Source organism: Streptomyces sp. NPDC002232 (assembly GCF_042890295.1).
Classification (GTDB): domain Bacteria; phylum Actinomycetota; class Actinomycetes; order Streptomycetales; family Streptomycetaceae; genus Streptomyces.
Window position 1 is genome coordinate 19,599 of record NZ_JBIARV010000009.1, and the last position, 17,667, is coordinate 37,265.

Below are 17,667 nucleotides of genomic sequence, written 5' to 3' on the forward strand. Positions count from 1 at the left end.
CGGCCGCTGGACTGGCCCCGGCCTGGAGTCACGGCGCCGGCGCGAACCAGGCCCGCTCCTCGCCCTTCTCCACCAGCGCGACGAGCTCCCGCATCCGCTCGCTCATCGGCGGCAGCGCGTCGAGCCGGTGCCAGCCGACCTCGACCGACTCGTCATCGCAGACCCGGGGCACCTGTCCCGGCTCCGCCGGACGGCAGGCGAACACGATCTCCAGGTACTGGGCGCGGTCACCGTTGCCATGCGTGACCGGCGGGGAGTGCGTGACGGCAGCGAGCCGCTCCACCACCACCCGCACTCCGGTCTCCTCCTCCACCTCCCGTGCCGCGGCGGCCGCCGGGTCCTCGCCCGGCTCCACGATCCCGCTCAGCGGGGTCCACATCCCGGCGGCCGAGCGACGCTGCAAGAGGACCCGCCCGTGCTCGTCCCGGACCACCGCGACGACCCCCGGCAGCCACAGCAGACAGTCCGGACCGACCGCATTCCGCAGATCTGACACAAACTCAGGAATCATGCAGTCACCCTAGGGCCTCTCGGAGCGCGAGACCTGAGACCGGTACACGTGACCGCTCGCAGGGCCTCCGTCTCCTGCCCCTGACCTAGACGGAGCATGGGAGTAGATGGGTCGGGGCCCGCCCGTGGCGGGCGGGCCCCGTGCTGCACACCGGCCCCGTACGGGGGAACGGAGCGGGCGGGCAGCGGTCTCAGGTGCCCGGGACGGGCTCGGGAAGTGCGGCCTGGGTGCGGTCGAGAGCCCGGTGCAGGGCGGTGATCAGGCGGGCCCTGGACTGGGCCTGGTGCAGCGGGTCTCCGTGGCGGATCGCGGGGGCCTTGAGGCGGCGGACGGCCTCGGCGACCGTGATCAGGGCCCTCTGCTCGTCGGGCGCGGGCCCGTCAGGGCTCGGCGGCAGCTGTTCCAGTGCCACGGCGAGGTCGCGGACGAGGAGCTCGGCGTAGCCGGAGAGCTGGAGGCAGACCTGCTCGATGTCGGCCCGGGGCGGGGCGGTGTTGTCGCTCCGCTTCCAGGCGAGCACGGCGGCGGCGAGGCGTACGTGGACGTCGCGGTCGAGCGGGATGTCGGCGTCCAGGGAGCCGGTGGGGTCGTGGACGGTACTGCCGTACTTCACCGGGCCGCCTTCGACAGGATGGCGTCGAGCATGGGCTCGACGGTGGCGACCGAGACGCCGTGGCGGCGCAGGAACGTGCGCTCGGTCTCCCGCTGGTGCCAGGAGAGGCTGATGTGTCCCAGGGAGGGGACGATGACGACGCTGATCTCGCCAAGTTCGGCGAGCTCGCGGACCCTCGCCCAGCCGGTGCGGGACTGGGGCGGCCGGCTGATGAGGCAGTCGTCGGAGAGGACGCCGTCCGGGGCGGTGTTCCAGCCGTGGCCGGCGCAGACGGCGGCCGCGGCGGCGAGCATGCCCCGCAGGTCGTCCGGGTCGGGGTCGGACGCGTACAGGGCCGCCGTGGTGGTCGTCCATAGTGCCCTGGGCGGGTTGATGGGGAACATCCGGGCTCTCTTCCGCAGTCGCTCCTGGTCCTTCCTACAGGTAACCGCGCTCTGGATGCGGTGGGACACTGCGAGTTCGCGTTCGCCGCTCGCACGGGCCGTAGCGACTTGACCGATCGTTGACTCCTGCCGAGCACGGGTGGAGGTCTACGGTGAGTGCATGGAGCGCAACGTGGCGTTCATCGCGTGGATGGACGGCGAGGGCTGGACGGCCCCGGATCTGGCCGCCGAGCTGAACACGGCGATCGGGCAGAGCACAGGGAAGCCGGGCACGCTCTCGGATGTGACGGTGCGCAAGTGGCGGTCCGGCGAGACGACGTGGCCCCGGATCGCGGTCCGTCTGGCACTGGAGGCGATCAGCGGCCGAACGGCGCCGGACTTAGGGTTCGCCGACCGGCGCCGCAAGACCCGCACTCCCCCGGAGGACCCCATGCTCCGCCGCTCCTTCCTGAACACCACCATCGGGGCGTCGGCGTCCTTCGTGATGGCGGGACCCGCCCCGTCCGTCGGCACCTCGGATGTGCTGCGGCTGCGCGCCCAGCTCGACTCCCTGCGCTCGCTCGACGACCACCGGGGCGGTCACGACACCCTGGAGCAAGCCGCTCTCGCCGGCGCTCAGGAGGCCGCCCGCCTCCAGGCGAAGGCCGCCACATCACGCACCCGTGAGCGGCTGTTCTCGCTCGCGGCCGCGTTCACCGCGGCGGCCTCGTGGTCGTCGATCGACGCCGGCCGGCTCGACGGCGCCAGCCGCCACCTCGACCGGGCCCTCACGCTCGCGGGACTCGCGCAGGACCCCGAGATGGTGATGCAGGTGTGGAACCTCCGGGCGATGCTCGCCCGACAGCGCGAGGACTATGCCGAGGCGGTGGCCTCTGCGCAGGCCGCGCTGGCCACAGCCATCGCGCGCCGCTCACCGCTGCACGCCTCGCTCGCGCACGCCCGGGTCGGCGTCGGCCTCGCCCACGCGCGTGAGGCCCGCGCGGCACTGAACTGCCTGGGCCGCGCGGAGGAAGCCCTCGCCAGGACCGACCCCGCCCAGCCCTGCGCGTCCTGGATCGCGTTCTACGGACCGGCCGAGCTGCACTCGCTGACCGCGATCGTGCGGGACATCGTGGGCGACCCGGGAGAGGCAGAGGCGGCATCCCACAGGGCGCTGGCCGTGCTGCCGGATGCCTACCGCCGCAACAGGGCCTACACCACGGCCCGGCTCGCGCTCGCGCAGCTGCACCAGGGCGACGCCGAGCAGGCCTGCGTCTCGGGCGGACAGGTCTTCGGCATCATGGCGGGCACGCCGCTGCCCGGTCGCATGCGCAGGCTCCTGGGCGATTTTCAGCGCGAGCTGCTCGCCCGGGGCCCGGCCGCCCTGGCGAGCCAGTGGACGGACCGGCACCGCAGCGAATGGAGCAGCGTGTGAACGTCATCGAACTCCGCAGGTTCAGGCACGAAGACCTTCCGGGCATCCGGCAGACTCTCCTCGACGTCCACGCGGACGCCTACGCCGACACGATGGACGAGTTCGCCCAGCAGTTCCCCTGGTTCGTCGACTACTGGGGCTCCCACCCCGGCTTCTCCTGCGTCATCGGCTACGACGCCGACGAGCCGGTCGGCTTCGCGTACGGCGCCCCGGCGCGGCCCGGGCGGGAGTGGTGGCGCGAGCACCTTCCCCAGCCCCCGTTGGACGACTCGACGTTCAGCGTCTCGGAGCTGATGGTCCGTCCCCGGTGGCGAAAGACCGGCGCGGCACAGCAGCTCCACGCCGCACTCCTCCACGAGCGGCCCGAAGCACTGGTCGTGCTCCTGGTCGATCCCGAGCACGCAAAGGTGCAGGCGCTGTACGAGACGTGGGGTTACCAGCCGGTCGGCCGCCGCCAGCCGTTCCCCGACTCCCCGAACTTCCTGGTGATGCTTCACGGCCTCTCCTCGGAGCAGTTGGGTGTCTGACGCCAGCTCCACGGCCTCGAGACTGGTGGGCTCGTATGTCGCGTCAAACTCATCCCGAACAAAGGTCAGCGATGTGGAGGTCCTGGGGCGTCTTAACCCCAGGGGCCATCGTCTTGGCTTCGGGCCGCGACACACACTGCAGCACAGGAACCTTGACGGCAGTCAGGCCGCGTTTGTCCAAGTCAGATCTGCACGCGTAGGTGTGCGGCAGCGCCGGGTGCACAGCCGGACGGGGCGTTGCATCGGTGACGAGGACATCGAAGGCGTGGCGGATGAGAGTCTCGGCGGTGAACACGGTGGAGAGACGAGGAACAACCAGCCGCTCGACGTCTTCACCAGCGACGGCGTCCACCGTGATCGGCCGAGAGCAGCGACTGTGCAACTGGCGCTGCAGCCCGACCATGTGCGCGTCGATCGGCCTCTTCCGTCCGGGCGGACCCCGTCGAGCGCACCCCGGACACTCAACGTGGCAGCGTCACAGAAATTGAGCCGGAACACGTGTTCGTGTGCAGAGCCATGAGCGGAGCTCGGGGATCAGGAGGGTCCTTCGGATCGCGCCGGCCGGGCTCTGGCACGCTGCTGAGTGGTCGTGACCTCCGTGCCCGGTCGCGACTGCCGGATCATGCTCCCTTCGATCGCAGCACGGGGTTCATAGAAGTCGTGGACCTGACGGTGAGGGGACGCGTTCGGCGCGCGGTGCGGAAGGCGTGGTGAGCGCGCCAGGACAGGACCGACCAGCGTGACTGGGCGGAGAGCAGGGAGCCCGTGCTCAGCCACGAGGCGGTGGAAAGGAAGGAGAGGGCGGAGCCGATCGAGCCGGCGGACAGAACGCTGCCCACCGAACCGATCGAGAGGACGCTGCCGACGGAGCCGATGGAAAGCACGGATCCGACGGAGCCGATGGACAGTATCGATTCCTTCGAGCCGATCGAGAGGAACGATCCGCGCAGGAGTGTCGGGGGCATGGGGTCATCGTGTCAGGTAGTCGGGGAGCGTCGGGGATCCGACTTGGCACAGTCGGCACAGCTCGCGCGACTGCGCGATATCGGGTACGGGGGTGGAGAGTCGGCGGCGCGCTCCGTGGGTGCGCGGTAAGGGGCCCCGGCAGGTGTGATCACTGTCGGGGCCCCTGGGGCGCAACACCGTTACGGGGGGGTCGGCGTCGCGGAGAGCGGCGGGGTACGCCGCTATCCGCAGCATAGGCGCGGAGAGGGCGGCCCGAACGGCCTTCAGGAAGGCTCGGGCCGTGGGTGGCTCGAAAGTGCTGCAGGCTTGGAGGCCTCCCGGCGCGTGCCGGAGAAGGAGACCTGGGGCAAGAGCGCATGGCAGGAGGTGCAGTGCGGTTGGCGGATGGCGAGTATCGGGCCAGGACCGATCGGCCTGAGCAGGACATCGCGGTCGCCCGGGCGGCGGGCGCGGACGACGAGGCCGTGCAAGACACCGTCCTAATCGCGGCCGCGTGCTGCATGTTCAACTGCTACGTGGACGGGCTCGCGGCGGTCACACCGGAGGATCCGGAGATCCACGACGGGATCGGGGCGACGCTGGTGGCGCGCGGATACCTTCCGCAGGGCCGACCCGCGTCGTGCGACGTGGCTAAGTAGGTGCGAGGGGGGCGCGAGAGCGCAGTCCTCGCCGCGCAGACGTGCAGGCTTTGGTGGAGGCGCCCCGACCGGCGCCAACGAAATGGGAAGCGAGGAGCACATGTCCTTTCAGGCGTACCTGGACAACATCGAGGACAAGACGGGCCTGACGCCCCGGCAGTTCATCGACCTGGCCAAGGAGCGCGGCTTCGAGGGTCCGTCGCTGAAGGCGGGCCCTGTCCTGGAGTGGCTCAAGGAGGACTACGGTCTGGGCCGGGGCCACGGGATGGCGCTCGTGCACGTCTTCAAGAACGGCGCGCAGATCTCGGACAAGCACGTCGGCTCGGGCGGTGCCCACCACGACGACTCCGACACGCTGTGGCTCGAGGGCAAGAACAACCGTCCCTGAGGCCGTACGGACGACGAGAACGCCGGCTCCCCTTCCTCCCGGAGGGGTGCCGGCGTTCTCGTGTGTCAGGCCGCCAGGACCTGTTCGGAGGCGCGGGCCTCGGCGGGACGCGCGGTGCGGGCCAGCAGCGAGGCGGGGACCGACAGGAGGACGGCGGTCATGACGCCGGCGATGAACCAGCCCGAGGCGTCGTGTTCGGCCGCGAAGGTGGCGGAGGCGGGGGCGATTCCTCCGAGGACGGCGCTGGTGACGGCGTTGGGGAGGCCCACGCCCAGGGCCCGGACCTCGGTCGGGAAGATCTCGGTGAGCAGCTTGGGCAGGACGGTCGTCGCGCAGACCAGGTAGACGACGCCGGAGCCGTAGGTGAAGAGCAGGCTGGCGAAGGTGCCGGTCATGGTGAGGTAGGAGACGGATCCGGCGACGGCGAACAGGGCGCTGGCCGCGACGAGGAGGCGGGTGGCGCCGATCCTGTCGGCGAGCAGGCCGATCGGCACGTTCAGCGTCATCATCAGCGCCGTGGCGGTCACCACGACCCAGAACATCATGCCGGGCGGAGCGAGGCGTCCTCCGAGGGCGGGGACGACCGCCGTCCAGGTGCCGCCGACGGCGCCGGATCCGGCGACGAACAGGACGGCCAGGAGGACGTTGCGGCGGTGGGTGACGAGCAGGTGGCGCAGCGAGCCCCGGTCGCGGCGGACCTGGGTCTGGCGCTGGAAGACCTCGGTCTCGGCGAGCCGGGTGCGCAGGACGAGCAGGATCAGGCCGAGGACGCCGCCGACGAGGAACGGCACGCGCCAGCCCCAGTCGGCCATGGCGGCGGGGCCGAGTGCGGCGGTGAGGCCGCCGCCGAGGAGGGAGGCGGTGAAGGCGCCGGCGCAGGTGGTGAGGGAGAACAGGCTGCCGTAGGTCGCCTTGCGCTTCTCGGGGGCGACCTCCATCAGGTACGCGGCGGCGGCGGCCCATTCTCCGCCGTGGGAGACGCCTTGGGCCATGCGGGCCAGGAGCAGCAGCACGGGGGCGAGGAGGCCGATGTGCGCGTAGGACGGGGTGACGCCGATGAGGAGCGATCCTCCGGCCATGAGGGAGACGGCCAGCATGAGGGCGGGGCGGCGGCCTCGGCGGTCGGCGTAGCGGCCGAGGAGGATGCCGCCGAGGGGGCGCATGAGGACGCCGACGCCGAGGACCGCGAAGGCACCGAGGATGGAGGTGAGGGAGTTCCCGGAGGGGAAGAACTGGGCGGCGAACAGGGGCGCGAAGAGGCCGTAGCCGAGCCAGTCGAAGGACTCGATGAAGTTGCCGACGACGGTGGCGGTGACCGCTCTGCGGTGGGCCTTCTTCGGGGAGTGCGCGGGCATGGTGGGCGGGTTCTCCTTCAGACCGCGGCCGCGTAGCCGTGGGTGGTGATCCGGCGGCCCGCTTCCTCGTAGTAGCCGGCTGCTGTGGGCAGTGCGGTGGCCAGGCCGCTGACGTAGCGGTTGTACATGCAGAAGGCGGCGGCGATGAGCACGGTGTCGTGGAGGTGGGTGTCGGTGGCGCCCTCGGCGCGGGCGGCGGCCATGGTCTCGTCGCGGACGGGCGCGGCCTGTGCCTGGACCTCGGCGGCGACGCGCAGGAGGGCGCGGAGCAGGGGGGTGAGCGGGGCGGTGCCGGGGTCGTGCTGGACTGCCTTGACGAGGTCGGTGCCGCCGTCGAGCTGGGCGGCGGCGGCCGCTCCGTGGGTGTCGGCGCAGAAGCGGGTGGCGTTGAGTTCCGACACGTAGGCGGCGATCAGTTCGCGTTCGCCGCGGGTGAGGGGCGAGTCGCCGCGCAGCAGGGTGTCGGCGATGGCGTTGAGCGGGGCCGCCGTGTCGGGGCGGTGGGTCATCAGTCCCCTGATGCCCGGGAGGTCGTTGGCGATCCGGATGTGTGGCACGGGTCGTCCTTCGGTCGAGAGGTGTCGTCGGCTCATCGTTGGCAGCCTCGGAGTGGTCGGCCAACTTCCTTCGTGCGGAGCTTCTTTGTCGTTCAGCGGCGGCCGTTGCGGCGGGCCTGCTTGCTGACGGCCTTCCATTGGCGGCGCATGTCGGCCATCTCGGCGGGGTCCTCGCGGCGGCGGCGGTAGGCGATCTCGCCCTGGAGCTTGCGCCAGGTGGTGAGGCGTTCGTGGGACAGGGCTCCGGTGTGGACGGCGTCGGTGACGGCGCAGCCGCCGTCACCGTCGTGGCCGCAGTCTCCGTACCGGCAGTGGGTGGCGAGGGCGGCGATGTCGGTGAAGACGTCGGCGACGGCTCCGGCCCCCGCGGCGACCTCCAGGGAGCGGATGCCGGGGATGTCGAGGAGGACTCCGCCCGAGGCGAGCAGGTGGAGGCGGCGTGTGGTGGTGGTGTGGCGGCCTCCGCCGCGCCCGACGGCGGCGACGGCCTCGGCTGTGCCTTCGAGGGCGTTGAGCAGGGAGGTCTTTCCTGCGCCGGAGGGCCCGAGCATGACGGCGGTCGTGCCGGGGCCGAGGTGGGAGCGGAGGGTGTCGAGGCCGTCGCCGGTCAGGACGCTGACGGGGATGACGGGGATGCCGGGGCTGAGGTGTCCGGCGGTGTCGGCGTCCTGGGCGCCGGCATCTTCGGTGGTGTCGCTCTTGGTCAGGACGAGGACGGGCTGGGCTCCGCTGTCCCAGGCCATGACGGAGAGGCGTTCGAGCATGGCGGCGTTGAGGCCGCCGGCGAGCGGGACGACGACGAGGACGGTGTCGATGTTGGCCGCGAGGATCTGGCGGCCGTGGCCGGTGGCGGAGCGGGTGAGGACGGCGCGGCGGGGGGCGACGGCGTGGACGCGGCCGTCGGCACCGAGTTCGACCCAGTCGCCGGCGACGGGGGTGACGGGGAGGGCCGCGACGGTGGGCGCGGTGTGCGCGGTGAGGGTGCCGTCGGCTTCGGGGCGCAGGACGTCGCAGACGGTGCCGTGGTGGACGACGACACGGGCCGGGGTGGTGGTGCGGCTGGTGTGGAGGGTGTCGGCGTCGGTCCAGCCGAGTCGGGTGAGGGCGTCCGGGGCGGTGAGCGTGTCGGTCATGGGGTGTCCTCGGTGATGAAGCCGGTCCAGGTGCGGCGCAGCCGGTCGCCGGCGGTGGCGTCGACGCGCTGGACGGCGTGCATGGTGTGGGCGCGGAAGACGACGAGGCGGTTGGGGCGGGGCAGGACGAGCGTCGGGTGGGTGGCGGTGTGGACGAGGGCGTTGCCGTCTGTGGCGTCGGCGCGGGACTCCTCGTCGATGAGGGCGAGGCCGCCTCCCCAGTCGCTGCTCCAGGTGGGGTGGGTGAAGTAGACGTATGCGCCGATGCGGCCGGCGCCGGCGTCGTTGTGCCAGCTGAGGCGGGTGCCGGCGGGGTAGCCCCAGGCGCTGAGGGTGAGGGAGAGGCGGTCCTCGGCGCCGGGGGCGGCCAGCAGGTCGAGGTGGGCGCGGATCTGTTCCTTGACGGCGCGCTGCCAGCGCGGTGCGTCGTCGGCGGTGTGGGTCAGGCGCTGCTTCTCCTCGCCGCCGCGGTGGGCGAAGCCGTCGTACACCGGGTCGATGGTGCTGAGGACGGGCTTGAGGCGGGTGCGGGCGAAGGTGTCCGCGGTGGCCTCGAAGTCGGCGGAGGGCAGGAGGTCGTCGATGACGACGTAGCGGTCGCCGCGGGAGTGGATCCGGGCGTCGGGGCCGGTAGCGGGTGTGGCGAGGAGCGTGGCGAGGTTCATGCGGTCGCTTTCCTTCCGTGTCCGGCGAGACGGGCGGCGGGGACGCAGAGCAGGACGAGCAGGACGCTGACGCCGAGGAAGACGGTGTCGTAGTGGTCGGCGAAGAGGCCGCCGAGGAGCATGCCGGCGGGGATTCCGGCGGCGTTGACGAAGTTGTCCACGGAGCCGAGGCGGGAGAGGTACCGCTCGGGGATCTCGCTCTGGTAGGCGGTGTCCCAGACGATGCCGCAGGCGGCTGTGGTCAGGGCGCACAGGGCGAAGCTCGCGCCGAGGACGGCGGTGGACAGTTCGTCGCGCAGGGTCAGGGCGACGAATTGCAGGACGGCGCCGAGGGTGACGACGACGGATGCGGCCTTCCAGGGGTGCTGCTTGGTCGTCGACATGACGGCGAGCGAGCCGAGGAGGGAGCCGATCGCGAGGCAGGTCGCGAGGACGGACCAGGCTCCGGTGCCGCCGAGGGACTCGACGGCGATGACGGGCCCGGCGACGGCGGTCAGGCCGATGCCGAGGGAGACGACGAACCACAGGGCCATGCCGAAGGAGAACCAGGGATAGCGGGCCATGACGGCGAATCCGGCGCGGAAGCGGTGGTCGGCGTCCTCGGCGGGGGCGGTGTCGTCGGTGCCGGTGGCCTCGGTTCCGCCGGTGGAGGGGGCGGGGGCGGTGCGGCGGAGGGGGGTGTGCAGCCGGACCAGGCGCAGGAGGCAGACGAGGTTGACGGTGAAGGAGACCACGTCGAGCCAGAGGATCCAGGAGAAGCCGACGGTGCTCATCAGGACGCCGGCGAGGACGGGGCCGAGGAGGAAGCCGACGTCGGCGACGAGGGACAGCAGGCCGTTGGCCCGCTGGAGGCGGTCCTCGGCGACCAGTTCGGGGGTCAGGCCGATCTGCGCGGGGTTGTACAGGGCGGTGCCGGCGCCGTACAGCGCGGCGGACACGCACAGGTGCCAGCTCTGCAGCGGGAGGGGGCTGATCACGACGACGGCGAGGGCGCCCTGGGCGAACAGGCGCAGCAGGTCGGCGCCGATCATCACCTTGACCCGGTCGTGGCGGTCGGCGAGCCGGCCGCCGGTGGCGACGAGGAAGAAGCGGGCGCCCCACAGCGACAGGAGGACCCAGGTGAGCGCGGCCGCCGAGTGGGAGACCTGGTAGGCCGCGAGGGCGAACGCTACGGGGACGGGGGCGTCGCCGAGCTTGGAGACGACGTGGCCCGTGAAGAACGTCGCGAAGCGGCGTTCGCGGAACATCGCGGCCTGGTCCTTGAGGGTGGCGGTGAGCACGGGGCGGGTCATCCTTCGCAGATCAGGAAGTCGTTGCGGGCGCCGAAGGTGACCAGGGCGCGCAGGTCGGCGTCGGGCAGGTCGCTGTCGGCGACCAGCTCGTCGTAGGTGAGGGCGCCGCCCCGGGTGAGGAGGGTGATGGTGTGTTCCAGGCGGCGGTCGAGGCGGATGCGCCGGCCCATGGTGGTGACCGTCAGGTGCTCGTCGCCGGTGGTGACGTACGGGGGGTAGCGGCTGGCCCAGCGGATCCGGGTGCTGGAGCCGACCTCGCCGGTCAGGGCGCTGCGCAGGGAGGCGCCGGCGCGGCGGTCGGGGCGCAGGGCGAGGCGGGTGGTGAGCCACTCGGGGTCGGGGTCCGGTGCGGTGCGGCCGACGAGTGCGTGGGCGGCGCGGGTCTCTTCGCGGACGTCGGCGAAGGGTTCGTATCCGACGGTGAGGTGGACGGTGAGTTCGCCGGTGCCGGAGACGCGGTGGGCGGTGTCGCGCGGCACGGACAGGCACATGCCGGGGGTGAGGACGCGGTCGAGGCTGTCGGGGGCGAGGTCGTGGGAGCGTGCGCCGACGCGGGAGTCGACCTCCCAGTGCTTGCGGCCGAGCAGTTGCAGGATGAGGGCGTCGTGGTCGTCGCTGTGGACGTCGAAGGCGGAGTTCTCGCCGGCGGTGATGTAGCAGTTGACCCAGGCTCGGGCGCGCAGCAGGTATTCGAGGGCCTCGCACAGCAGCATGACCCGCTCGTCGAGGGCTTCGAGGTGGCTGATGACGAGGGTCGCGCCGCGTTCGACGGCGCTGTGGAGGTAGGCGGGGACGAGGGCGGTGTGCAGGACCTCTCCGTCGCCGACGCGTGAGCGCATCCAGCGACTGCGGTCGACCTGGCGGCCGGATTCGACGAGCCGGAAGTTGGTGGCGAGGGCTCCGGGCCGGGCGAGGGCGGACCACACGCCGTCGAGCAGGGCATTGTGGGCGGTGGTGGTGCCGTCCGCGGCGGGCTCGTGCAGGCGGACGCCGCCGGCGGGTGGCTCGTGGTCGCCGAGGCCGGCGAGAAGAGTCTGCGCGTGGGCGAAGGCGTCGAATCCGGTCATGGCGCGATCACCGCCCCGGTGCCGCAGAGGCTGAGCGCGATCTCCTCGCGGCGTTCGGTGGTGAGGCTGCCGGGGAGGACGGCGGTGAGTTCGTCGAGGGTGAAGGGGGTGGTGGTGGCGGTCGCCTTCTCCAGACCTGTGAAGTCGGCGGGGCCGGGGCCGGGGACGACGAGGGTGCGGCCGCGGGCCACGAGGGTGGTGCCGCCGGGGTGGGGGGCGGCGGTGACCACGCCGGGCCGGGACCAGCGGAGCGGGGCGCCGGGGGTGGGGGCGGTGCGGGGCAGCGCGGTCCGGTGGGGGCGGCTGAGGTAGCCGTTGGTGCGCAGGCGCAGCTGGCCGAGGGTGATCTCGTGGGCGACGCGGTCGGCGAGGGAGCCGCCGGTGGTGTCGTCGTCATCGAGGAGTCTGCGTGCGCGGTCGGTGACCTGGTCGGCGGCCGGGTAGGCGGCGAGGGCTTCGGCGGGGCGGGTGGCGCGCCACAGGGCCTCGGTGATGAGGGGCCGGGTCTTGACCGGGTAGACGGTCAGTCCGAGGAACGCGGAGGGGCCCAGGTTGCGGAACACGTGGTAGGTGTCCTGCGGGATGCAGAGGAAGTCGCCGGGCCGGAGGAGGTGGCGTTCGGCGGAGGCGAGGTGGTCCTCGATGTCGAAGGTGATGCGGCCGAACGACGGGCTGGGTGTGATGCGGGAGGCGTCGAACGGGTTGTCGTGCCAGACCCAGACCTCCTTGGGGGAGGGTCCGAGGTGGAAGATGAGCGAGGGCTCCGAGTCCTTGTGGATGCCGAACGGGGTCCAGCCGGAGTGGGCGACGAAGGTGTACACGTCGGTGCCGGAGGGCAGTTCGTGCGTGCCGTCGGTGACGAGCTCGTCGACGATGCGGGCGGCTTCGGCGGCCAGGTCGAGGTTCCAGGACGCTATGTCGTTGACGGCGAGGCAGTCCTCGTCGCCGTCGGCCGTACGGGCCAGCCAGTCGATGGCGCTCTCGCCGTCGGCGAGGGGGGTGTCCACGAACCGCTTGGTCAGCCGGTAGTCGAAGGCGCCCGGGCGGAAGGCGCGCAGGCGCAGGTCGCCGGGCGCGTGCAGGGTCGCCGTGCGCAGGCCGTCGTCGATCAGCCGGGCGAGGTGTCCGGGGTCGGCGACCAGGCCGGGGAGGAACACGGTGCGGGCGAAGTCCGGGGCGTGTTCCGCCGCGAACGCCTTCCAGGTCTGCGTGTCGATGCTCATCCAACTCACCACTCGTTCGGGGAAAACGGCCGACGCGGCCGGCTGTCCGTGGGGACGACCGGCCGCGTTACGGTGCGGGCCTCAGTGGCCGACGTCCTGACGCGGGCCGAACTCGGCCTCGAAGTCGTAGTTGTCGTCCTCGAGGATCTCCATGACGAGGTTCTTCTCGTTCTCCATGTCATTCATTCCTTTCGCTTTGATGATTCATGAGTGTTCTCCCGTCGGGCGGCGGGAGATAAATGCTGGAGCGCATTCAGTCGGAATCGAGCGGCCCGTCCGGCTGGGTGGGATTCCTTGTGCTTTCCGGTCCGTTCTGGAAATGACTCTGACATGTCCTCACAAGCGGTGTCAGTACTTTTCCGTGGCACAGAATGTCCTTGGCATCGTTGTGTCACACGAGCCCGCTGCGGGCGGCCTGGAGGCCGAGCTGGAAGCGGCTGTGGGCGCCGAAGCGTGCGGAGAGGCCGGAGATCATGCGGCGTTCGCTGCGCAGGGAGATGCCGAGTCTGCGGGCCGCCGCCTCGTCGGTGAGTCCCTCGGCCAGGAAGCGCAGCAGGGCGCGTTCCTGTGGTGAGTACGCGTCCGGGGCGGCGGGCTCGCCGTCCGCGTCCTGGAGGGGGGCGGCGTCGTCCCACAGGTGGGTGAACAGGGCGCGCAGGCCGGTCAGGGCGCCGGGTTCGCGCAGGAGGACGGCTCCCTGGCCGGGGTCGCCCGGGTCCAGCGGAAGGACGGCACTCGCCCCGTCGACGATGCGCAGGTGCAGCGGGAGCGAGGGCAGGGTGCGGATCTCGGCCCCGGCCCGCGTGAGCTCGCGTACCGCCCGCCGGCGCTCAGGAGTGCCGTCGATGCTGTCGAGGTGGAGGACGCGGACCTTCACGCCCCGGGCGAGCAGGTCGAGGTGGGGGGCTACGTCGAGCTCCCAGGGACCGCCGCCGGAGACCGCGGTGGGGGCGAGGGCGAGGAGTTCGCCGCGGGCGCGGTCGGTCAGGTCGGCCTGGAGCCTGCGGACGGACTCGTCTCCCGTGAAGCGTTCGACCGCTCCGTCCAGGCGGTCCCGGCCGAGTGCCGTGTACTCGCTGAGGAGGTCGTCGACCGCCGCGCGGCTCGCGTCGATCTCCAGCTGGGTGCGGGCGAGTTCGTTCTGGCGGCGTTCGAGCAGCGCGCCGAGTCCGGCCCGGGGCGGCACGAGCCGCACGCCGCCGGAGGTGTCGGCGGTCGGAGTCGAGCGCAGCAGTGCGAGGTCGGCCAGGGTGTCCAGGGCCCGGGTGACCGCGGGTCGGTCGGTGTCCAGGGCCTGGGCGAGGCGGTCTACGCCCCACGAAGGGTGGTCCAGCATCAGCCGGTAGACGGCCTCCGTGCCGAGGTCGAGTCCGAGTACGCGCAGCATCAGCGTCCCCCCGTGGTCGTGTCCGGGCACCGGGGCACATGCGTGCCACGGCATGTTCGTGGCCTCGCCGGGTCTGGGGCGGGGCCGGTGGTGTGCGGCACACTCGGTGTGTGCACCTCGTCGAGTTCGCCTTCGCCAAGCCGCCGGAAGCGCCGGAGCTGTCCTCCGACGCCGTGCTGGCCGAGCTGTGGGCGGCGTGCGGGCCGGACGACGGCCTGGAGCACGTGCGGGTGCACGCGAGCCGGGCCGGGGCCCGGGGTGTCGCCTTCCTGCTGGCGCCGGACGATGCGAGCGCCGTGCGGCGGTGCCGTGCGCTGTGCCGGCGGGCGCTGGCGCTGTCGCCCGCCTTGGGCGGCTGGCGGCTCGCCGGGCCCGCGGAGGGATGACGCCGGGCGGCGGGACGTGCCCGTACCGGCCCCTTCATCTGCCCAAGTCTCCGTGTACCGCGCGATGTTCCTTGCCACGTCCTCATTCTTGGACTAGCGGGGGCCGGGACGCTTCTCCCTGAGTGCGGAGCTGACGGCGTCTGCCGGGGGCGAGGTCCGCACGCTGGGAGTTGGCCGGCCGACTCCGGTGTCCCGACGATGAGCTCGTCCGTATCCCCTTCGCGAAGACGAGGACGCACCGGTGCCCCACATCGAGATCACCCATGACCTTCCCGGCATCAGCGGGCTGTTCGCCCAGCGCCCGGACACCGCGGGCCCGATGTCGGACCTCGCCGAGACCCTGCTGCGCAGCGGCCCTTCCCCGCTGAGCCGGGGTGAGCGCGAGCTGATCGCGGCGTACGTCTCGCACCTGAACCGCACCGACTTCTGCGCGGGTTCGCACGGCGCCTTCGCGGCCGCGCAGCTGGAGGGCGGCGCCGAGCTCGTGGCGTCCGTGCTCTCCGACCCGGGCGCGGCGGCGATCACGCCGCTGCTCCGGTCGCTGCTGAAGGTGGCGGCGGAGGTCCAGGCGAAGGCGGCCCCCGTCTCCGACGGGGCGATCGCGGCCGCCCGCGCCGAGGGCGCGACGGACACCCACATCCACGACACGGTCCTGATCGCGGCCGCGTTCGCGATGTTCAACCGCTACGTGAACGGTCTGGCCACGGACGTCCCGTCCGACCCGGCCTTCTACGGCGTGGCGGCGGAGCTCATCGTCCAGCACGGCTACGGCGCCGCGCGCTGACGTCCCCCGCTCGTCCGCGTCGACTCCTCAGGAGGGTGACATGGCCTGGTCCCACGCACACGTTCCCGATCAGAGCGGCAGGACTGCGCTGGTCACCGGCGCGTCCGGCGGCATCGGCCTGGAGACCGCCCGGCTGCTCGCGGAGCGCGGGGCGCACGTCCTGCTCGCCTGCCGCAGCCTGGGGCGGGGCCGGGCCGCCGCCGCCCGCATCGGCGGCAGCACCGAGGTCGTCCGGCTGGACCTGGCGTCGCTCGACTCGGTACGGGAGGCCGCCGAGCGGGTGCGCGGCCGGCACGGGCGGCTGGACCTGCTGGTCAACAACGCCGGGGTGATGTTCCCTTCGTACCGGCGCACCGAGGACGGGTTCGAGGCGCACTTCGGCGTCAACCACCTCGGGCACTTCGCGCTGACGGGCCTGCTGCTCGATCTGATGACGCCGGTGCCCGGTTCCCGGGTGGTGACGGTCTCCAGCCTCGCGCACCGGGCGGGTTTCGGGGCGCTGGACGAGGACGCGGCCAGGTCGTCGACCGGGCGGCGGTCGCTGACGGCGTACGGGCGTTCCAAGCTGGCCAATCTGCTGTTCGCGCGGGAGTTGCAGCACCGGTTCGCCGCGGCGGGTGCGGCCACAGTCTCGGTCGCCGCGCATCCGGGCCTGTCCCCGACGGGCCTGTGGCAGGGGGATCCGCCGCGCTTCCTGCGTCCGGTGGCCGCGGCGGGGCTGCGGTGGCTGGCCCAGCCCGCGGACCGGGCCGCGCTGCCGGCGCTGCGCGCGGCCACCGATCCTCGGGTGCCGGGCGGCGCGTACCTGGGTCCCTCGGAGCGCTTCGAGAGCCGGGGCGAACCCGCTCCGGCCGGCTCCGCCCGGGCCTCCCGGGACGGGGCGGCGCGGGCGCGCCTGTGGCGGCTGTCCGAGTCGTTGACGGGCGTGCGCCCTCCTTTCCCGTCGGTGCTCGCGGAGGCGGAGCCCTCCGGGGCGGTGTGTCCGGTGACGGGTGCGCGGGGATGAGCGGCGTGCCGGAGGAGGGCGTCGCGGCCGGTGTGGGCACGGGAACGGACCGGCAGGGCAGGTTCCGGCCGGTTGCGGCGTGGGCCTGGATGTGGCGGAACTTCGACGCGGTGCTCCCGGACGTGACGGGCGCCGCCTGGCAGACGGACACGGCGGTGCCGGCGCCGCGGGCGGCGGAGGCGGAGGGGTACGCCCGGTTCTCCGCCCACGGGCCCTGGTGAGGCCCGACCTCACGAAGTGGGCGCCGGGTGTTCTTCCGGTGTGCTGAACCCGCCGGTGGCGCACCCGGTGGGGTGTCGGCGCGCCTAGCGTTTCGCGGCGTGTCCCCCACCCCCACACAGAAGGCGGCATGTCATGGCGCAGACAGCAGAACGGCCCGCACCGGTCGAGCTACGGCGGCCGGAACGGCCCGCGGCCACCGGGCGTTCCGCCCCTTCCTTCTTCTTCAGCGGTCATGTGCCCCGTCGCCGGGCGCTGGTCGTCGCGGTGAGCGCGCTGTTCGGCTTCGCCCTGACGGTGGTGTGGTCGGCGGAGTTCGTCGACCGGACCATCGGTGACACGGTCGCGGACACCCTGCTGGGCCACACCGCCAAGGGCTCCCCGATCCCGGGCGCCCTGGCGGGCGTCTTCTTCGCCCTGGTCACGGGCATCGCCGGCACCTTCACCGCGTGCAACATCGCCGTGTTCAGCGCGCTGGCGCCGCTGACCGGCGGCCGGTCCGTCTCGCGCCGGGGCCGGATGGCGGCCGCGCTGCGTCCGCTGGGCCAGCTCGCGGCCGGAGCGGTCGCCGTGTCGGCCGTGTACGGCATGCTGGTCGCGATGTCCGGGACGGGCATGCCCCAGTTCGACGAGAGCCAGGGCGGCGGCCTCTCGGGGCGGCTGATCCAGGCGATGGTGGTCTACGGCCTCATCGGCCTGGTCATGACGTATCTGGGCCTTTCGGCGCTGGGCGTCGTGCGCGACCCGCTGGCGAAGCTGTCGGCGCGGTACCCGAGCGCGCCGATGCTGTTCATGGGCGGTCTCATCGGGGCGTTCCTGATCGGGCGTCCCTTCCCGCTGTTCCGCCAGCTGTTCCGGGACGCGGCCCGGAGTCACGACGTGCTGTACGGGTCGGTGGCCTTCAGCCTCCAGACCGTGGGGAACATCCTCGTCATGTCGGTGCTGTTCCTCCTGGTGACCGGCCTCTTCGGGGACCGGCTGCACCGGTGGATGACGAAGCGGCCGAGCCGTTCCGCGGCGCTGATGGCGGCGGGGTTCATCGCGGCGGGCGTCTTCCTCGTCCTGTACTGGGACGTGCGGCTCCTGGCCCGGCGTGACCTGATCTGGTACCCGCTGGCGCCCTGGGCGGCCTGAGCGGCTCCCGTACGCGTGT

At 72.5% G+C, this 17,667-nt stretch carries 22 protein-coding genes; 9 read left to right on the forward strand and 13 right to left on the reverse strand.

All coding sequences use genetic code 11. The features are described from left to right. Positions 1–28: 28 nt before the first annotated feature. The 3 genes from ACFYXU_RS35750 to ACFYXU_RS35760 all read right to left on the reverse strand — a co-directional run bounded on the left by ACFYXU_RS35750 (position 29) and on the right by ACFYXU_RS35760 (position 1,507). Positions 29–511, reverse strand: coding sequence for an NUDIX domain-containing protein (locus ACFYXU_RS35750; RefSeq protein ID WP_389461764.1), 483 nt, complete (start codon positions 509–511; stop codon positions 29–31). A 190-nt stretch (positions 512–701) separates the two neighbouring features. Continuing rightward, positions 702–1,124: a restriction endonuclease gene (locus ACFYXU_RS35755; protein WP_389461766.1), complete on the reverse strand. Its 423-nt coding sequence runs from the start codon at positions 1,122–1,124 to the stop codon at positions 702–704. Next, complete coding sequence (locus ACFYXU_RS35760; protein WP_389461768.1) at positions 1,121–1,507, reverse strand: hypothetical protein; 387 nt, start codon at positions 1,505–1,507, stop codon at positions 1,121–1,123. Before ACFYXU_RS35760 ends, ACFYXU_RS35755 begins: the two co-directional genes overlap by 4 nt. A gap of 160 nt (positions 1,508–1,667) precedes the next feature. On the opposite strand from ACFYXU_RS35760, the gene ACFYXU_RS35765 reads away from it, so the two are divergent. Together ACFYXU_RS35765 and ACFYXU_RS35770 are read left to right on the forward strand one after the other, a co-directional pair. Then, positions 1,668–2,921: an XRE family transcriptional regulator gene (locus tag ACFYXU_RS35765; RefSeq protein ID WP_389461770.1), complete on the forward strand. Its 1,254-nt coding sequence runs from the start codon at positions 1,668–1,670 to the stop codon at positions 2,919–2,921. Continuing rightward, positions 2,918–3,448: a GNAT family N-acetyltransferase gene (locus tag ACFYXU_RS35770; protein WP_389461772.1), complete on the forward strand. Its 531-nt coding sequence runs from the start codon at positions 2,918–2,920 to the stop codon at positions 3,446–3,448. The genes ACFYXU_RS35765 and ACFYXU_RS35770 overlap by 4 nt, the downstream gene beginning before the upstream one ends. A 49-nt stretch (positions 3,449–3,497) precedes the next feature. Here the strand turns inward: ACFYXU_RS35770 and ACFYXU_RS35775 are convergent, their stop codons facing one another. After that, positions 3,498–3,851 (reverse strand): hypothetical protein, encoded by a 354-nt coding sequence (locus ACFYXU_RS35775; protein WP_389461774.1) that lies wholly within the window; start codon positions 3,849–3,851, stop codon positions 3,498–3,500. Positions 3,852–4,068: 217 nt separating this feature from the next. Continuing rightward, entirely contained in the window at positions 4,069–4,413 is a 345-nt protein-coding gene (locus tag ACFYXU_RS35780) for a hypothetical protein (protein WP_389461776.1), read from the reverse strand. Positions 4,414–4,791: 378 nt separating this feature from the next. Here ACFYXU_RS35780 and ACFYXU_RS35785 point away from each other — a divergent pair, with 378 nt between their 5' ends. Further along, a complete protein-coding gene (locus ACFYXU_RS35785) occupies positions 4,792–5,052 on the forward strand; it encodes a hypothetical protein (RefSeq protein WP_389461778.1) in 261 nt (86 codons plus the stop codon). A 100-nt stretch (positions 5,053–5,152) separates the two neighbouring features. Continuing rightward, entirely contained in the window at positions 5,153–5,440 is a 288-nt protein-coding gene (locus tag ACFYXU_RS35790) for a DUF4287 domain-containing protein (protein ID WP_389461780.1), read from the forward strand. A gap of 65 nt (positions 5,441–5,505) precedes the next feature. On the opposite strand, the gene ACFYXU_RS35795 is transcribed toward ACFYXU_RS35790, so the two are convergent. From ACFYXU_RS35795 to ACFYXU_RS35830, 8 genes are all read right to left on the reverse strand, one after another. Further along, a complete protein-coding gene (locus ACFYXU_RS35795; protein ID WP_361406427.1) occupies positions 5,506–6,795 on the reverse strand; it encodes an MFS transporter in 1,290 nt (429 codons plus the stop codon). A gap of 17 nt (positions 6,796–6,812) precedes the next feature. Beyond that, the gene (locus ACFYXU_RS35800) at positions 6,813–7,352 is read right to left on the reverse strand and encodes a carboxymuconolactone decarboxylase family protein (RefSeq protein ID WP_389461782.1); all 540 of its coding nucleotides are present in this window, start codon (positions 7,350–7,352) and stop codon (positions 6,813–6,815) included. 92 nt (positions 7,353–7,444) lie between these two features. Next, entirely contained in the window at positions 7,445–8,485 is a 1,041-nt protein-coding gene (rsgA, locus tag ACFYXU_RS35805; RefSeq protein ID WP_389461784.1) for a ribosome small subunit-dependent GTPase A, read from the reverse strand. Beyond that, a complete protein-coding gene (locus tag ACFYXU_RS35810; protein WP_389461787.1) occupies positions 8,482–9,150 on the reverse strand; it encodes a 2OG-Fe(II) oxygenase in 669 nt (222 codons plus the stop codon). The genes rsgA and ACFYXU_RS35810 overlap by 4 nt, the downstream gene beginning before the upstream one ends. Further along, positions 9,147–10,430: an MFS transporter gene (locus ACFYXU_RS35815; RefSeq protein WP_389461789.1), complete on the reverse strand. Its 1,284-nt coding sequence runs from the start codon at positions 10,428–10,430 to the stop codon at positions 9,147–9,149. The genes ACFYXU_RS35810 and ACFYXU_RS35815 overlap by 4 nt, the downstream gene beginning before the upstream one ends. Positions 10,431–10,438: 8 nt before the next feature. Further along, the gene (locus tag ACFYXU_RS35820) at positions 10,439–11,509 is read right to left on the reverse strand and encodes a JmjC domain-containing protein (RefSeq protein WP_389461791.1); all 1,071 of its coding nucleotides are present in this window, start codon (positions 11,507–11,509) and stop codon (positions 10,439–10,441) included. Beyond that, entirely contained in the window at positions 11,506–12,732 is a 1,227-nt protein-coding gene (locus ACFYXU_RS35825; RefSeq protein WP_389461793.1) for a cupin domain-containing protein, read from the reverse strand. The genes ACFYXU_RS35820 and ACFYXU_RS35825 overlap by 4 nt, the downstream gene beginning before the upstream one ends. A 391-nt stretch (positions 12,733–13,123) precedes the next feature. Then, positions 13,124–14,119 (reverse strand): helix-turn-helix transcriptional regulator, encoded by a 996-nt coding sequence (locus ACFYXU_RS35830; protein ID WP_389461795.1) that lies wholly within the window; start codon positions 14,117–14,119, stop codon positions 13,124–13,126. 110 nt (positions 14,120–14,229) lie between these two features. Here ACFYXU_RS35830 and ACFYXU_RS35835 point away from each other — a divergent pair, with 110 nt between their 5' ends. The 5 genes from ACFYXU_RS35835 to ACFYXU_RS35855 all read left to right on the forward strand — a co-directional run bounded on the left by ACFYXU_RS35835 (position 14,230) and on the right by ACFYXU_RS35855 (position 17,648). Continuing rightward, a complete protein-coding gene (locus tag ACFYXU_RS35835) occupies positions 14,230–14,505 on the forward strand; it encodes a hypothetical protein (protein WP_361406447.1) in 276 nt (91 codons plus the stop codon). A gap of 241 nt (positions 14,506–14,746) precedes the next feature. After that, on the forward strand, positions 14,747–15,289 hold the full coding sequence (locus ACFYXU_RS35840; RefSeq protein ID WP_389461797.1) for a carboxymuconolactone decarboxylase family protein: 543 nt from the start codon (positions 14,747–14,749) through the stop codon (positions 15,287–15,289). Between the two features lie 40 nt (positions 15,290–15,329). Further along, positions 15,330–16,295 (forward strand): oxidoreductase, encoded by a 966-nt coding sequence (locus tag ACFYXU_RS35845; protein WP_389461799.1) that lies wholly within the window; start codon positions 15,330–15,332, stop codon positions 16,293–16,295. Continuing rightward, positions 16,292–16,516: a hypothetical protein gene (locus ACFYXU_RS35850; RefSeq protein ID WP_389461801.1), complete on the forward strand. Its 225-nt coding sequence runs from the start codon at positions 16,292–16,294 to the stop codon at positions 16,514–16,516. Before ACFYXU_RS35845 ends, ACFYXU_RS35850 begins: the two co-directional genes overlap by 4 nt. Before the next feature lie 133 nt (positions 16,517–16,649). After that, positions 16,650–17,648 (forward strand): hypothetical protein, encoded by a 999-nt coding sequence (locus ACFYXU_RS35855; protein ID WP_389461803.1) that lies wholly within the window; start codon positions 16,650–16,652, stop codon positions 17,646–17,648. The last annotated feature ends 19 nt before the right edge of the window (positions 17,649–17,667 follow it).

Coding starts and splice junctions, on each gene's coding strand:
- ACFYXU_RS35775 (WP_389461774.1), bottom strand. CDS start 3,851: ATGGTCGGGCTGCAGCGCCAGTTGCACAGTCGCTGCTCTCGGCCGATC.
- ACFYXU_RS35765 (WP_389461770.1), top strand. CDS start 1,668: ATGGAGCGCAACGTGGCGTTCATCGCGTGGATGGACGGCGAGGGCTGG.
- ACFYXU_RS35790 (WP_389461780.1), top strand. CDS start 5,153: ATGTCCTTTCAGGCGTACCTGGACAACATCGAGGACAAGACGGGCCTG.
- ACFYXU_RS35855 (WP_389461803.1), top strand. CDS start 16,650: ATGGCGCAGACAGCAGAACGGCCCGCACCGGTCGAGCTACGGCGGCCG.
- ACFYXU_RS35780 (WP_389461776.1), bottom strand. CDS start 4,413: ATGCCCCCGACACTCCTGCGCGGATCGTTCCTCTCGATCGGCTCGAAG.
- ACFYXU_RS35820 (WP_389461791.1), bottom strand. CDS start 11,509: ATGACCGGATTCGACGCCTTCGCCCACGCGCAGACTCTTCTCGCCGGC.
- ACFYXU_RS35750 (WP_389461764.1), bottom strand. CDS start 511: ATGATTCCTGAGTTTGTGTCAGATCTGCGGAATGCGGTCGGTCCGGAC.
- ACFYXU_RS35825 (WP_389461793.1), bottom strand. CDS start 12,732: ATGAGCATCGACACGCAGACCTGGAAGGCGTTCGCGGCGGAACACGCC.
- ACFYXU_RS35760 (WP_389461768.1), bottom strand. CDS start 1,507: ATGTTCCCCATCAACCCGCCCAGGGCACTATGGACGACCACCACGGCG.
- ACFYXU_RS35850 (WP_389461801.1), top strand. CDS start 16,292: ATGAGCGGCGTGCCGGAGGAGGGCGTCGCGGCCGGTGTGGGCACGGGA.
- ACFYXU_RS35830 (WP_389461795.1), bottom strand. CDS start 14,119: ATGCTGCGCGTACTCGGACTCGACCTCGGCACGGAGGCCGTCTACCGG.
- ACFYXU_RS35810 (WP_389461787.1), bottom strand. CDS start 9,150: ATGAACCTCGCCACGCTCCTCGCCACACCCGCTACCGGCCCCGACGCC.
- ACFYXU_RS35845 (WP_389461799.1), top strand. CDS start 15,330: ATGGCCTGGTCCCACGCACACGTTCCCGATCAGAGCGGCAGGACTGCG.
- rsgA (WP_389461784.1), bottom strand. CDS start 8,485: ATGACCGACACGCTCACCGCCCCGGACGCCCTCACCCGACTCGGCTGG.
- ACFYXU_RS35795 (WP_361406427.1), bottom strand. CDS start 6,795: ATGCCCGCGCACTCCCCGAAGAAGGCCCACCGCAGAGCGGTCACCGCC.